Origin of the sequence: Flavihumibacter solisilvae (genome assembly GCF_000814475.1) — a bacterium.
Lineage (GTDB): Bacteria > Bacteroidota > Bacteroidia > Chitinophagales > Chitinophagaceae > Flavihumibacter > Flavihumibacter solisilvae.
Map to the genome: position 1 here is coordinate 1 of NZ_JSVC01000019.1, position 14,801 is coordinate 14,801.

Sequence of the window (14,801 nt, forward strand, 5' to 3'; positions counted from 1 at the left end):
TTTGCGTCAAGCACTTTCGCAGTAGTCACTGCATTTGCTCCAATGGTCGGGTTAGGATAAGTACCGGTAAGGTCACCACCTGCATTCCCGCTCACCGGAATAGAAGTAGGAATTACACCAGGAGCCAGTTTCGCAGCTGTGATGGCACCATCCTGAACTTTTGTTGTGGTGATCGCATCGTCAGCAACCTTAGCCGCGGTTACCGCATTGTTGGCAAGTTTATTATTGTCTACAGAAGTATTGGCAAGCTTGGCGTTAGTAACCGCACCGTCAGCAAGTTTTGCAGTAGTGATATTAGCGTCAAGCACTTTCGCAGTAGTCACTGCATTTGCTCCAATGGTCGGGTTGGGATATGTGCCGGTAAGGTCACCACCTGCATTTCCGCTTACCGGAATTGATGTAGGAATAACACCAGGTGCAAGTTTCGCAGCCGTGATGGCACCGTCTGCAACCTTAGCAGTGGTAACTGCATTGTTGGATATTTTTGCTGAAGTCACCGCATTGCTTGCGAGCTTGTTCGCATTCACCGCATTGTTGGCAATGGTCGGGTTCGGAAACGTTCCGGTAAGATCTCCGCCGGCATTACCAGAGGGTGGTAAAGTGGTAGGAATGATACCCGGAGCCAGTTTATTGGCTGTGATGGTGTTATTGGCGATCTTGTTTGTGGTTACCGCATTATTGGCGATAGTCGGGTTAGGGTAAGTACCATTCAAATCGCCGCCGGCATTACCGCCGGACGATGGAGGAATAACACCCGGCGCAAGTTTAGCAGCGGTAATAGAACCATCCTGGATCTTCGATGTGGAGATCGCATCATCAGCTATTTTGTTCCCGGTTACTGCATTATTTGCAATTGAAGGGTTAGGATAATTTCCATTCAGGTCTCCACCAGCGGCACCACCAGGAGGCAAATTCGCAGGTATTTCAGGAATCACACCCGGTGCTAATTTGCTGGCAGTAATGGCACCATCTGCAACTTTTTCTGTAGTGACTGAGGCACTACCCAATTTCTGTGCGGTTACCGCTCCATTTTCAAGTTTTTTGGAACCTATGGCTCCATCTTTCACCACGGGGTTTGGAAATGTACCTGTAAGGTCTCCCCCGGCATTACCGATGGGTGACGCAGTTTCTGCGCGTAATGCAAAAGGCACACTGGTCAGCTGTGAAGCTCCCAATGAGATAAAGCCCCGTCCATCACCTAAATCCATTTCAACCTGCAGGAATTTTTTGTTTTGTCCACTCCAGGTAGTTGCTTCAAGTGTTCCGCGGGTATCTGTTGCACCATCACTGCCCATGGCAGTAGAGAATAATCCGAATTGATTGGTCTTAACAGTTCTCCTTTCACTGTACAATTCTTCACCGTTGGCATCTTTATCTCTTACTGTAAGACGTAGGGTGATGTTCTGATTTGATAAGGCTGTCCCATAAGCGTTGCGGGCAATTCCCTGGTAATGGATCTGTTTCGGCACCTGCGCTTTGAGGGAAGTGCATAAAAACAGGCCTACCACAAATGGCATAACTTGTTTTATCATTGGAAATGGATTTTGTATTGGTTAATCGATCTTTAAAACTTTGAATGAACCTTTACGGATAACAGGACCCTCAACCGGTTCGAGCTCTACATACAGGAAATAACTGCCATTAGTGAGTTTTGTCATATTGATATCCTGCGTATGTCCGTAACCGTAATAATTGAACGAAGTCTGGTACAGCCGCTCCCCTTTGTCGCTGAAAAGCATACAATTCATTCTTCCAGCCTGGTTAAGGGTAAACTGAACCTTAAGGATCGATTTAACGGGGTTTGGGAGAATCCTGATCTCGCCTTTTGCAAAATTGGGATCAGTAACAAACACGACCTGCCGCCCGATATCGGGCTGCAGGAATCCCTGTGTTACGACAAGGTGTTTGTTTTCGGAAATGCGGGTATCAATGCGGAGCAATTCGCCAATGCTCCAGTCAACGCTTATCCGGTCATTGGAAAATGATCCTCCGCCGGAATTGACCATTCCATTTGAAGAGTGTATCTGTTGTGCACTTGCAGACTGAAAAATCAAGCCGCACAAAAGGATGGCCAGCAGTTTTGGTTTAGGGTTTGTGAATTTCATAGACAGTTTGGGCTTTCCGTAATGGTTGCTTTATCTTTTTCGTGCCATGATCATTTTTCCGGTCATTCTCCGATCACCCGTTTCAAGCGTGATAGGGTATGTTCCGGATGCCCACTTATTCAACCCTTCATAACTGATCAGATTGTTTCCCGGATAAAGCGAAACCTTCCTGACATCCATTAACGCACCAACTGCATTAAAAATTTTAATGACGGCCAATTGATTTTTTTTGCTATTGACAACCAGCTGCATTCTATCGGTTACCGGGTTCGGAAGAACCTGTATCTGGTCTTCATTCAGAATCACCCGTTTCAGTGCGACTTCCGGTGAATAACGAACCGAATTATCGATCCTTATCAGTTTTACCCGGTAGTATACCTGCTCACCCGGCACGGTGCTGACATTGTCATTGATCGGGTAAGATACCGTACCGGTTCTGCTGTTATTATTGGTTATAGTTTTTAAATGCTGGAAATTCTTGCCATCTGTGCTTCTTTCCACTATATAATAGCTGACATTCTCGTTTGAGGATGCCTCAAAGTCCAGATTAACCTCCTGCCCTGCCAGTTTCCCCGTCAGTTTAAGACGGTTTGCGGGAAGTATATTACAGGAGTTTGAAAAATCGATTACGACAGTATCTAGCGCATACTCACCACAACCGGCCATTAACTGCTGCTTTACAATATAGGTACCGGGTGCATCGACGGTAATCTCCGGGCCGGTTGTTCCGCTGATGATATTCCCGTCCGCGGTTGACCAGGTGTAAACTGAGGTCGGCATCGCGTTTGTTACGGTAATCGTACTGACGCTTTCCCCACAGATAAAAGGAATATCGGCGTCAGCTGAAACAGGGTTAAAGGTGAAGAAATCGAATGGCCCAACGAAATCCTTCAACTCCGCTGAGAAAGAGGAAGATGACCTGGTTTTGATCAGGATCCGGCTGAACGGAAGTCCACACGCATTGCCACCCAGGAGTGACATTGGATCCAATCCCAGGTAAGTCATATTCACTGCAAATTCAAGGAATTGGTTTGGACTGAAGTTGTCCTGCACACTATTGTCAGCCTTGACTAACTTGAACGGGCCGGCCCAGGTTGAAGCACTATTCTGTAATCCGCTATAGAAGTTTCCACCCTGGCGCGGTAATATGCTGGCATAGCCATAATTTCCGCCGGCTCCATCGAAAAGTCCGCCCCACGCGAAATTGGGCGAGTTTAGATTCATCGCATCACGATGTACCCAGATTCTTGCAACGAGGTTCTGCAACCCGCTGCCGCCAAACTCTGCCGTAAAAATCACGTCACCCGGCGTTGTTACTGCACCGGAAACCGGATCGAATTTCCATGCAGTGTGCCCGTCTTCAGGACCGGTACCAGTAAATTTCCGGGTCTGCCTGCTGTAGAAGATATCTGTCTGGTACAACTCAAAATCAAAATACCTGTTACCGTTTGTTGCATCCAAAGCGATTCCCCCGATAAACCAGAGGGAATCCAGCAGAACTGCAGTTTTTTGAGCCCGGCGGACGTGCACGTAAGTGTCCAGAATATCGTTTTTGTCCGGGATGTTTGTTTCTGTTGCGCCTGTCCATAAAGATGGATTGTCGCCATTTTTGTTGGACATGGCAAATGTGGTGGAATCAATGCCATGGTAGTCCCGGATATAAATAGCATCTATCAACGTATTTCCGTTCAGCCGCGTAAATTGAGGATATGACATCGTCCTGAAAAAAGGAAGCCGGCGACTGTTTATATCAGTTACATACCGGTCCGTAATTGATTTCGCACCTGAAGTGTCAATTATCCAAATTGGCGGAGTATAGGGAAAATTGGTGGCAGAGTTTGAGAACCAGTCATGGGAATTAGCCGTGGCCTGGGATGCGCCATTCAATTTAGCGGAAATGACCTCACCGTCAACACCAAAGGCAGCTTTGTTCATTGCCTGAATAACCTGGGCTTTTATGCCGAAAGACCCAAAGGCAACCACGAAGGTTACCAGTAATAGTTTTTTCATCGGAATAGAATTAAAAGTGATTATTTCATTTTCATAATGAATGTTACACCATCATTCTTTCCGGGGAAATCCTTACTGGAACTGGATTTGAGTAGAAAGTTTTCATAAGAATTTGTTTTAAGTCAGAGGATCTGGATTGTTTTACAAGGACAAGAACGAAATAAATTCCGGTATATTCTAACTATTAACCCCTATTTTTTTGGAAATCGTATAAAAACATTTAGAAGTTCGTGGATGTACCATATAGCTGCAGAAATCCACACGCATTAAAATATGATTAAAATACCGGGCGGCTTTTCGAGTTGATGTGGTAGTAAGGGGGCCGCCAATTGGGCTAAGGGCGTTAGGGAAGGATGTTAGCAGGTATGTACTAAATAAAATAGCCGATACTTTACAGTATCGGCTATCATTCAAACACTTATACGATAACATATAAGTGTCGGGGATATGAAAAACTTATTTTTTCACAGAATCAACAGCAGCTTTTGCGCTATCAACAGCAGCAGCAGCAGTAGAATCGATAGCAGCTTTAGCGCTATCAACAGTTGCAGTTACAGCAGAATCAACTGCAGCTACAGTTGAATCAGCAGCAGCTTCTTTAGAGTCAGCAGCATTGTTACAAGCCGCGAATGCAGCGCCAATAACCAGAACGAACAGGAGCTTTTTCATTTGATCTTTTTTTGTGTTTGAATGATTGATTTGGAGTTTATACCCGATTTGGAAAAAGGTAACCCGAAAAACCAGTTTTTTTTTTCAGGCTCACTTAAGGGTTACTATTTGTTATTTTGGGTATTAAATAAAGCAGCGTGAGCGCAGACCAAACAGAAAAAGAACTATTAAAAGGGCTGGCCGGGAACGACAGAAAGGCATCCGAAACCATTTATAAACAACATTATAATATGGTCCAGGCGCTTATAGTGAACAATAATGGCTCTGCAGAGGACGCAAGGGACATCTTCCAGGAAGCCATGCTTGTGCTGTATGAAAAGGCGAGGTCGGGCAATTTTGAACTAAACTGCCAACTGAAAACCTATATATATTCAGTTTGCAGGCGACTGTGGCTTAAGCGATTACAGCAATTACAGCGGTATTCCACTGAAATAGACGGTATCGCAGAGGTTGTTCAGGTAGAAGAAGACATGGAAAAACATGAAGCCCGTAACCTTGAATTCAGTGTCATGGAAAAGGCGCTGCTGAGTATCGGCGAACCCTGCAAGAGCTTGCTGGAAGCCTATTACCTGCAAAAAAGGAATATGGCCGACATCGCAGCAAGTTTCGGGTATACAAATGCAGACAATGCTAAAAACCAGAAGTATAAGTGTCTTGCAAGGCTTAAAAAACTGTTTTTCGCTCAATATAAAAACCAGGTAGCATGACAGACGACATGAATTTGATGGAAATGGTCGAAAGGTATGTCAGGGGGGAAATGGACCCGCAGGAAATGTCATATTTTGAATCTTTACGACGGGCAGATCCCGCCATAGACCAGCTTGTCGTGGAGCATTCCATGTTCCTCCGCCAACTCAATGATTTCGGGGACAGAAAGGCATTTAAAACCGTGCTTGGTGAAACACATGAAAAATTGCTGGCGAATGGCGAAATCCGAACTGAGCAGCCGAAGGTCAGGGTGTTGCAAAAGTACAAAAGGGTGCTGGCAATGGCAGCGTCCATTGCGGGACTGACAGCCCTGGCAATCAGCGGACTGGTCAGCTATTTCACCCCGAAAAGCAGTCCTGTGGAAATTGCACAGCTTAAAAAAGAACTTAACGCTGTAAAAATCTCCCAAAAGCAGACCCAGAATGAAATTAATACCTTTAAAAACACTTCACCAAGGCCGGCAACGCCTGGTAAATTTGGTGGTACAGGCTTCCTGATTGATGGGAAAGGTTACCTGGTAACATCAGCTCACGTTGTTGCCAAAGCCGATTCAGTTTATATCGTTAATTCAAAAGGTGACTATTTCAAAGCCAAAACGATCCATGTAAACGATAATACGGACATCGCTGTCCTGAAAATTACGGACAGCAGGTTTGAACCGGTCCAGAAGCTGCCCTATGGCATCCGGAAGGCGAAAGCAGATTTGGGTGAACAGATATTTACATTGGGGTACCCCCGTACTGAAATTGTGTACAACGAAGGCTATCTCAGTGCGAAAACCGGGTTCAATGGTGATACCGTTACCTACCAGATCGCAATTTCAGCCAACCCGGGAAACTCCGGCGGTCCCATTTTCAACCAGTCTGGGGAAGTAATCGGGGTACTGAGCGGTAAACAATTAACTGCGGAAGGGGTGGTATTCAGCAGCCAGAGCAAGAATATTTTCAAGGCACTTGATTCTATAAGACATGACACCACAACATTCACGATAAAAATGCCAACCCATTCATCTGTCAAAGGAATTGACCGGGTACAGCAGATCAAACGCATTGAAGACTGCATCTTCAATGTGATGAGTTATTGATCAGCATCACTCGAAATAAGAAAAGGCCAATTGAAACTGTTCAATTGGCCTTTTCTATTGTTGGGAATTATTATCAGCTGTTTACATTTTCGGCCTTCCACAAATTCTGTGGATATTCACCAGCTTCAACCAATGCGTCAAGGCTCGCCTGCACACTTGGTGCATCTTCCTTATAGGTAACCCCAAACCACTGGCTCGTGGTTGGTATTACAGGAATCACTCCTTTCCCTGACTTGGTAAAATCGTCTGCCACTATTGGAATAAAAAACTCCGCTTTCGGATTCTGTGCATGGTCTCTTACAAACTCGTCAAACATCTTCTGGCTGATGGAAAAAATCGACGGATGGAAACACCAGAAATTCATGGAAACACTGGAATCCAGGGGTAGGGTTCGTGGTGTCTGGTTATCATCACAAACGATTTGACCGTCCTGCAGGGATATATTAAGTCGCTCTGCTATTGATACCAGGTTGCCATTCGCATCAACTTCGCAAACGCCCCGATTCACTGTGCCGTGCTCTGATAATGTCTTTAACAGGTCATATCCGATTATAGCATGTTTTTTTTCACTTACCTGGGCGGTTAAAAATGTGTACGCTTTCTCAAATGCATCCCGTCCATAAAAATCATCTGCGTTGATCACCGCAAAAGGTTCATTAACTGCATTTTTAGCACACAGCACAGCATGTGCTGTCCCCCAGGGCTTGGTACGGTCTGCAGGAATTTCAACACCGTTCAAGAATGAACGGAGGTCCTGGAATACATATTCAACCTTGATCTTACCCTCGAGTTTTTTGCCGAAGATCTCCCGAAATTCATTTTCAAATTCCTTCCTGATTATAAATACCACTTTACCAAATCCAGCACGCATTGCATCGAAAATTGAATATTCCATGATGGTTTCACCACTTGGACCAAATGACTGTATCTGCTTCAGACTTCCATAACGGGATGCCATGCCCGCCGCCAAAATCACTAGTGTTGGTTGCATTCTGCTATTTTTGTTTTGAGAGGCGAATATAAATATTCAATATGAATTTAGCTGTTAACCCTGGTTTGGTGACCCTGGACACAGTACATTCTCTTAGCGATCAATCGGTTGCGGTAAACGTGTTGCGGCTCGACAAAATCCACTCCGTTGTTTCGGGGAACAAATGGTTCAAGCTGCAGAAATACCTGAAAAATGCACTGGAATCGGGACAAAAGGGGATCCTGACCTTTGGCGGCCCTTACTCAAATCATATCATTGCCACCGCATTTGCCGCTTCAGCAGCCGGCCTGCAGAGCATCGGAATCATCCGGGGCGAAGAAGCCCGGCAAATTTCCGGAACATTGAAGGATGCAAGGTCTTTTGGAATGAACCTCGTTTTTGTTTCCAGGGAAAAATACAAGGATCCTGTCATGCATGCTGAAATTACCGCCGAATATGGGCATGAATGGACAATTGTGCCGGAAGGCGGCCAGGGCGCACAGGGGATCCTGGGTGCTTCAGAGATCCTGAGCCTGGTCCCGGGTGCTGATTCCTATTCGCACATTTGTTGTGCTGCAGGTACAGGAACGACCTTAGCCGGACTGGCATCTGTCGCAATGCCATCGCAGCATCTTGTTGGCATCAGCAGCCTGAAGGGAGATGACACACTTACCGGCGACATCAGCGCCTGGCTTGGTAATCTAAACCGCAGATTCACCATTTTTTTTGATTATCACTTCGGAGGGTATGCAAAATATTCATCAGACCTGATACACTTTATGAATGGGTTTTACGCCGACAATAAAATCCCGACAGATTTCGTATACACAGCAAAACTCATGTATGGCGTACAACAACTGCTGAAAACTGGCTATTTTCAGCCTGGTTCAAAAGTCCTGGTAATACATAGCGGCGGCCTCCAGGGCAACCGTTCTTTAAAAGCGGGAGATCTGATTTTTTCTAATGAATAGCATAATCCGCTCCTTATATTTGCCGGAATGGTACGGTTCAAACGCTATAATCCGCATTGGCTTCTCGCCCTTCTCAGCATATTTTTTCAGCATACCGTAACCGGACAGGATACGCTTCCGGATTTTTCTGCGGTTATACGTACCGGTAATAAAGTCCTGATCAGCTGGTCCAACCCTTATGGCAGCCGTATCCGCCAGTTAAGCATTCAACGATCTGCTGACAGCGTGCGGGCTTTTAAAACGATCATGACTATTCCTGATCCAACGGTTTTGCAAAACGGTTTCCTCGATGCAAAAGTCAGGGACACCAATCAATATTACAGGCTCTACATTCTGCTTGACAGCGGCAAATATGTTTTCAGTAAATCAGAAAAGGCAAAAAAATTTATTCCACCACCGCCCCCACCCAAACCAGCGGTTCAGTCTGTCGTGAAGAAACCAGATGAGCGAGCCAATAGCCGGTTCCCGCCCAGGCCTGTTGATGATCCCCCGGTGGAAAATAATGTTGTAAAAGACAAGGCGGTAAGGCCAGCCGTGAAGCTACCAGTAGTGGTACCGGAAAAAATTTATACACTTCGAAAAGGAGACCTGGTTATCGGAACAGTCGCTGAATCCGCCTTCAGAAGATTTCGCGATTCGATCAATTTCAAAACCAAGGACACGTTGCAGGTGCTTCCTAACGACACGCTCCTGGTGAAAGCATTTGTTCCCAAGGAGGTTTACCGGCCTTCTAAATATGTATTTATGGATAAAGCCGGGTTACTTCATATTGCGCTGCCGGAAGCAGGAAGAAGAAATTACCGGGTAAAATTTTATGAAGAAGACAAGTCACTCCTGTTTGAAATAAAGGATATCAGGGACCAGGTACTTCTATTAGACAAAGCGAATTTCCAACACGCAGGCTGGTTCCTTTTTGAATTATTTGAAGACGGTTTACTTAAAGAAAAAAACAGGTTCTTTATTGCTCGCGATTTTTAACCGGCGGCGACAGGCTCCTGAACCAGGGCAACCCCGAAAACAGCTTCGAAATTCTTCCTGACTTCATCTTTCACCGCATCGAATGGAACGGTACTGCCAATCTCCTTCTGCAGTGAGGTGACGGATTTCTGTGCGATGCCACAGGGAACGATATTATCAAAATAAGCCAGGTCTGTATTGACGTTTAAGGCAAACCCGTGCATAGTTATCCATCTGCTGCAGCGCACGCCCATAGCACAGATCTTTCTTTCCCTGCCAGGAACAGCAGCATCAAGCCAAACGCCTGTTTCGCCTGGTGAACGTTCGCCCTTCAGACCAAAAAAAGCTATAGACCGGATTATTACCTCCTCAAGGTTGCGAAGGTATCTTCCGATATCCGTATAAAATTTTTCGAGATCAAGAATGGGATAACCCACTAGTTGCTGGGGACCATGGAAAGTAATATCTCCTCCCCTGTTCGTTTTGTAAAAACCAATACCTTTCCTCACACGGTCTTCTTCACTTATGAGAACATTTTCCATGTGCCCGCTTTTACCAAGTGTATATACCGGCGGATGTTCTACAAATAAAAGGTGGTGGGTAGTCTCTGACCGGGCTTCGCTATTTGCTGATTTGATCTGCAGGTTTCTCTGCAATAACTGCTCCTGCAGGTCCCATGCTCCCTGGTAATCCATCTTTCCCAGGTCCCTGAACAATACTTGCTCCATCCTGCAAATTTAACGGAAGGCTGGCTTCCTATGCCTATTTTTGCGGAAATAGTCCGAACATGGCCGTTGAACTCATTGAAGATGAACTGGATGAACAGAATGAAGGTACGGAGGAGCTTTACGAACAGCATACAATCCGTACCGATGCAGGCCAGGAGCCGATGCGAATTGACAAATTCCTGACGGGCAGGATTGAATATGCCACCCGGAATAAGGTCCAGAAAGCCATCGACGCGGGAAGGGTGCTTGTAAACGGCCGTCCAACCCAGTCAAATTATAAGATCAAGGCGGGCGACGAGATCGTGGTTTATTCCCATAAGGAAAAGAAAGGCGAACATATTATACCGGAACCTGTACCGTTGAATATTCATTATGAGGATAATGATATCATTATATTGAATAAGCCAGCCGGATTGGTGGTGCATCCCGCTTCCGGCAATCCCAGCGGAACCCTGATCAATGGGGTAGCCTGGTACCTGCGCCAGCAAAATGACTCTATCACGGAAGAAACCCTTCCCCGTTTTGGAATGGTTCATCGGATAGATAAAAACACAAGTGGTTTAATGGTACTGGCAAAAACTGATAATGCTGTGACTTCGCTGGCGAGACAGTTCTTTGATCACACGGTATTTCGCCGGTATATTGCCCTGGTTTGGGGCGATCCCGCTGAAGACGAAGGAACCGTAATTGCGCATATTGGAAGGCATAAACGGTTCCGCAAACTTTTCGACGCATACCCGGAAGGAGACTATGGCAAGGATGCCATCACGCATTATAAGGTGCTTGAAAGATTTGGCTATGTTACGATGGTGGAATGCAGGCTGGAAACCGGTCGAACGCACCAGATCCGTGTGCATATGCAGCATATCGGACATCCACTTTTCAACGATGATTTTTATGGTGGTGACCGTATCGTGAAAGGGACTGTTTATACCAAGTACAAGCAGTTTATCGACAACTGCTTTGAAATTTGTCCCCGTCATGCACTTCACGCGAAAAACATCGGGTTTAAACATCCCTCAACAGGTGAGCAGGTATTGTTTGAAAGCGAGATAGCTGCAGACATGCAGCAATTGATCGACAAATGGCGCCATTATGTAAAGTTCCGGGGAAACTTAGTTTCCGATACCAAATAGCGTTGCAGTAAACACACCAGTTTCCCGTTTTTTGAGCGCTACCTTCCAATTGCCCGTATACCGCAAAAGTGTCGGGACAACAAGGTCGTGGAACTGCCCCATTTCCACTTCCATCTGCACATTGAAATCATAAACTCCGGCATCATAACTAAGGTCGTAGGTTCTGCCGACTATTTTCATGTGCTGCTGATCAAACCAGGTAGTGATACTATTAATAACTATGTCATTTTTTTCGCTGCCTTTCAGATCGTTCCGCATGCTGATCCGGAAGACATAACAATTCTCACCGTGATACGGCATAATATCCAGTTCAAAATCATAAAGGGAAGCCATCGGTTCCTCGTAAATATTGATCTTGTCCCCAATGAATGGTATCCCTGGAACCTTTCTGCCAGGATTGAAGAAGAGCATTTTCAGCTGCTCTTTATGTTTTTCAATTCCTCTTTTGTTTTTGAGGTTTAGTTCAGAGGCGCTTACTGAATTATCTTCATTACAGACGGAATCCCTGGTAAAGAACAGACCTGCGTACATTTCAACCGTGTAATAATTCCAATCACCTTTAGAATCGCGCATATCACCTGTTACCTTCTCCTCTACCACTTCCATCTTCCTGCAGCCATTATTGAAATATTGGCGCGTGCGGCTTTGGAGGGTTGCCTTTTCATTCCCTTTTTTACCATACATCCGGATATCATTCAGGGCTGTATAGTTGAGTTCACGCAGGTTTTTAAACGCCCGGTAAAAACTGGTATCAAGCTGGATCCTGCGGATGAAAGCAGGCACGTCCATATTGCTTCTCACCACCACTTCTTTCAGGGTGATGACTTTCTTGTCGACCGTGATGATGCTGTCCTGGGCTGTGAGTGGAAAATAAAAAAGAATGATCCCCAAAAGGGTCAGTAGCAATGCTGATAGTTTCATAGGTTTCGGGCACATCCTGTCCGGTTATTTGGCAAACATCATACGATAATCAACCTTCACCTTTCCTTTCGAAATATCGTCGAGTTTACTTTTCAGCAGCTTCCTCTTAAGTGGCTTAATATGATCGATAAAGAGTTTCCCTTCAATATGATCATATTCGTGAAGGATCACCCTTGCAGTAATACCTGTAAAGGTGGCGACCTTCGACTCAAAATTTTCATCAACATATTCAAGGGTAACTTCTTCCGGACGGTAAACATCTTCCCTTATTTTAGGAATACTCAGGCAGCCTTCATTGTATGGCCAGTCGTCACCGTTCAGCGTTTTGATATGGGCATTGATAAAAACTTCCCGGATGCCTTCATCGCCAGGGTATTCATTCTTTTCTCCCGGTTCCATGTTTTCGAAGATCTGTTTGCTGTCCACCACGAAAATGCGGATGTCACGGTTGATCTGGGGAGCGGCTAGTCCGACCCCATTGCTGTAATACATGGTTTCCCACATATCAGCGATCAATTGATTCAACTCGGGATAATCAGGGGCAATGTCTTTCGCAATGGTTCTCAGGATCGGATGCCCGTAAGCAACTATAGGTAAAATCATGTGTTCATTATTCGATGCGCAAAGGTACTTTTTTACTTTGAAAGGTACTCCTGCAGCATAATCGTAGCCGCAATTTCATCTACAAGGGCTTTATTGCGGCGGTCTTTCTTTTTCAAACCACTGTCTATCATGCTTTGCTTAGCCATTTTTGATGTGAACCTTTCATCGACTCTTTCCACGGGGATTGCCGGAAAATGTTTTTGTAATTCCCGGATAAAGGCTTCGACCAATGGCGTAGCGTGGGTATCGGAATCGTCCCAGTTTTTAGGTTCACCAATAATGATTTTCTCCACCTTTTCCGTTTCGAAATACTTTTTCAGGAAAGGGATCATTTCACGGGAAGGCACAGTCGCAAGTCCATTCGCAATAATCTGGAGAGGATCTGTCACCGCAAGCCCTGTTCGTTTACCACCATAATCAATAGCCATGATCCTTGCCATTTTGAAAGAAAATTTAACGGGTGAGAAGATCTGTAATAACGAATAAAGCAAATACCACGCTTGCGATGCCGTTTGCCGTCATGAATGCGATATTAACCTTTGACAGGTCATCCGGTTTAACAAGGGAATGTTGATATACCAGCATCCCGATGAATACCACGATCCCTATCCAGTACCACCATCCGAAATGTCCCGAAACGCCGGCAATTATCACACTTGTGGCACTCAGTAAATGAAGGATTTCGGATACCCACAGTGCTCTTTGCTTACCGAGTGCAGCGGGAATTGAATGAAGATTATTCCTGCGGTCGAATTCTTCATCCTGCAGCGCATAAATAATGTCAAAGCCGCTAACCCAGAAGATCACGGCAAAAGAAAAGAACACCGGCAGCCAGTCAAATTTTCCGGTAACTGCAAGGTAAGCGCCGATCGGTGCAAGCGACAGCCCGAGACCCAGAACCAGGTGGCAGAGGGCCGTAAATCTTTTTGTAAAACTATAACCCAGTATCACGAGCAATGCTACCGGTGAAAGGTAAAAACAAAGCCTGTTTATAAACCAGGCACATGCAATAAATAACACACTGCAGGTAATTGTAAAAAGCAACGCGCGGTCAGCACTGATAATCCCGGCGGGGATCTCCCGTATGGCCGTTCTTGGGTTCAGTGCGTCGAAATGCCTGTCGAGAAACCGGTTAAAGGCCATTGCAGCGCTCCGGGCAAATACCATACACAGAATGATCAGAAGGAAGGTCACCCCGTGTGATTGAAGCCGGTTACTGATATCCCAACTCCAGGTAATGGGAGCATCCAGGTTTATCAAAGTCACGGGGGGCACAACTGCGAGAGTGAACCCGATAAGGGCAAATGGCATCGCAAAGATCGTATGCGAAAATTTTATCAGACTTAAGTAATTCCTGATCGTTGTCATAATTGAACAGTTCAGATTCTGGTTCTTACCAATTCCCACAAGACAATCCCGGCAGCAACCGAGATATTCAATGAGTGTTTCATTCCCAACTGGGGTATTTCAATGCAACCGTTACAACTGCGGATGACCTCAGCATCGACTCCGCTGACTTCATTACCGAACACTACTGCTATTTTTTCATCTCCTTCAACCTCAATGTGATTCAATTTATAACTTTCTGTAACCTGTTCAACCGCATAAATATTATAACCAGCTGATTTCAGATCTTCAATGGCTTCGGCAGTACCGGTATAGTGCTTCCATGTTACCGTTTCCGTAGCGCCTAATGCCGTTTTATGGATGTCGCGGTGCGGCGGCTGGGGAGTATATCCGCAAAGATAAACAGCCTCAAGGAGGAAGGCATCAGCCGTGCGAAATACACTCCCCACATTATGCATGCTCCTGATATTATCCAGTACAATAATGATAGGTATCTTTTCTGCCTCCCGGAATTCAGCCACTGATTTGCGGTTAAGTTCCTCCATGCTCAGTTTTCGCATGCGCAAATATAGGAGTTTGAAATCTGTCCACA

Annotated in this window: 16 protein-coding genes; 5 read left to right on the forward strand and 11 right to left on the reverse strand. The window is 45.5% G+C overall.

The features are described from left to right. From OI18_RS16335 to OI18_RS16350, 4 genes are all read right to left on the reverse strand, one after another. On the reverse strand, positions 1–1,532 hold a 1,532-nt coding region (locus tag OI18_RS16335), incomplete at its 3' end, for a hypothetical protein (protein ID WP_205410065.1). 21 nt (positions 1,533–1,553) lie between these two features. Further along, positions 1,554–2,105 carry a hypothetical protein gene (locus tag OI18_RS16340; RefSeq protein ID WP_039141766.1) on the reverse strand — a complete coding sequence of 184 codons (552 nt, stop codon included), beginning with the start codon at positions 2,103–2,105 and terminating at the stop codon, positions 1,554–1,556. 30 nt (positions 2,106–2,135) lie between these two features. Next, on the reverse strand, positions 2,136–4,115 hold the full coding sequence (locus tag OI18_RS16345) for a T9SS type A sorting domain-containing protein (RefSeq protein ID WP_039141769.1): 1,980 nt from the start codon (positions 4,113–4,115) through the stop codon (positions 2,136–2,138). 456 nt (positions 4,116–4,571) lie between these two features. After that, complete coding sequence (locus OI18_RS16350; RefSeq protein ID WP_039141772.1) at positions 4,572–4,784, reverse strand: hypothetical protein; 213 nt, start codon at positions 4,782–4,784, stop codon at positions 4,572–4,574. A gap of 137 nt (positions 4,785–4,921) precedes the next feature. Between OI18_RS16350 and OI18_RS16355 the strand changes: the two genes are divergently transcribed. Next, positions 4,922–5,491 (forward strand): RNA polymerase sigma factor, encoded by a 570-nt coding sequence (locus tag OI18_RS16355; protein WP_039141776.1) that lies wholly within the window; start codon positions 4,922–4,924, stop codon positions 5,489–5,491. Continuing rightward, positions 5,488–6,576 carry a S1 family peptidase gene (locus OI18_RS16360; protein WP_039141778.1) on the forward strand — a complete coding sequence of 363 codons (1,089 nt, stop codon included), beginning with the start codon at positions 5,488–5,490 and terminating at the stop codon, positions 6,574–6,576. Before OI18_RS16355 ends, OI18_RS16360 begins: the two co-directional genes overlap by 4 nt. 73 nt (positions 6,577–6,649) lie before the next feature. On the opposite strand, the gene OI18_RS16365 is transcribed toward OI18_RS16360, so the two are convergent. After that, positions 6,650–7,567: a sugar phosphate nucleotidyltransferase gene (locus tag OI18_RS16365; RefSeq protein WP_039141780.1), complete on the reverse strand. Its 918-nt coding sequence runs from the start codon at positions 7,565–7,567 to the stop codon at positions 6,650–6,652. Positions 7,568–7,608: 41 nt separating this feature from the next. Between OI18_RS16365 and OI18_RS16370 the strand changes: the two genes are divergently transcribed. Both OI18_RS16370 and OI18_RS16375 read left to right on the forward strand, forming a co-directional pair. Further along, entirely contained in the window at positions 7,609–8,517 is a 909-nt protein-coding gene (locus tag OI18_RS16370) for a 1-aminocyclopropane-1-carboxylate deaminase/D-cysteine desulfhydrase (protein WP_052273306.1), read from the forward strand. 27 nt (positions 8,518–8,544) lie between these two features. Next, positions 8,545–9,495, forward strand: coding sequence for a hypothetical protein (locus tag OI18_RS16375; protein ID WP_039141782.1), 951 nt, complete (start codon positions 8,545–8,547; stop codon positions 9,493–9,495). Here OI18_RS16375 and lipB read toward each other — a convergent pair. Continuing rightward, complete coding sequence (lipB, locus tag OI18_RS16380) at positions 9,492–10,202, reverse strand: lipoyl(octanoyl) transferase LipB (RefSeq protein ID WP_039141783.1); 711 nt, start codon at positions 10,200–10,202, stop codon at positions 9,492–9,494. The two genes, OI18_RS16375 and lipB, sit on opposite strands and share 4 nt — an antisense overlap. A 59-nt stretch (positions 10,203–10,261) precedes the next feature. Between lipB and OI18_RS16385 the strand changes: the two genes are divergently transcribed. Continuing rightward, positions 10,262–11,338: an RluA family pseudouridine synthase gene (locus OI18_RS16385; protein ID WP_039141785.1), complete on the forward strand. Its 1,077-nt coding sequence runs from the start codon at positions 10,262–10,264 to the stop codon at positions 11,336–11,338. On the opposite strand, the gene OI18_RS16390 is transcribed toward OI18_RS16385, so the two are convergent. The 5 genes from OI18_RS16390 to OI18_RS16410 are packed head-to-tail and all read right to left on the reverse strand — an operon-like array spanning position 11,318 to position 14,769. Continuing rightward, positions 11,318–12,259, reverse strand: coding sequence for a hypothetical protein (locus OI18_RS16390; RefSeq protein ID WP_052273307.1), 942 nt, complete (start codon positions 12,257–12,259; stop codon positions 11,318–11,320). The two genes, OI18_RS16385 and OI18_RS16390, sit on opposite strands and share 21 nt — an antisense overlap. Positions 12,260–12,283: 24 nt before the next feature. Next, positions 12,284–12,862 carry a peptide deformylase gene (gene def / locus OI18_RS16395; protein WP_039141787.1) on the reverse strand — a complete coding sequence of 193 codons (579 nt, stop codon included), beginning with the start codon at positions 12,860–12,862 and terminating at the stop codon, positions 12,284–12,286. 32 nt (positions 12,863–12,894) lie between these two features. Further along, positions 12,895–13,302: a Holliday junction resolvase RuvX gene (gene ruvX, locus OI18_RS16400; protein ID WP_039141790.1), complete on the reverse strand. Its 408-nt coding sequence runs from the start codon at positions 13,300–13,302 to the stop codon at positions 12,895–12,897. A gap of 13 nt (positions 13,303–13,315) precedes the next feature. Continuing rightward, entirely contained in the window at positions 13,316–14,230 is a 915-nt protein-coding gene (locus tag OI18_RS16405; protein ID WP_039141793.1) for a UbiA-like polyprenyltransferase, read from the reverse strand. Positions 14,231–14,241: 11 nt separating this feature from the next. Beyond that, positions 14,242–14,769: an RNA methyltransferase gene (locus tag OI18_RS16410; protein WP_039141795.1), complete on the reverse strand. Its 528-nt coding sequence runs from the start codon at positions 14,767–14,769 to the stop codon at positions 14,242–14,244. Positions 14,770–14,801 lie beyond the last annotated feature (32 nt).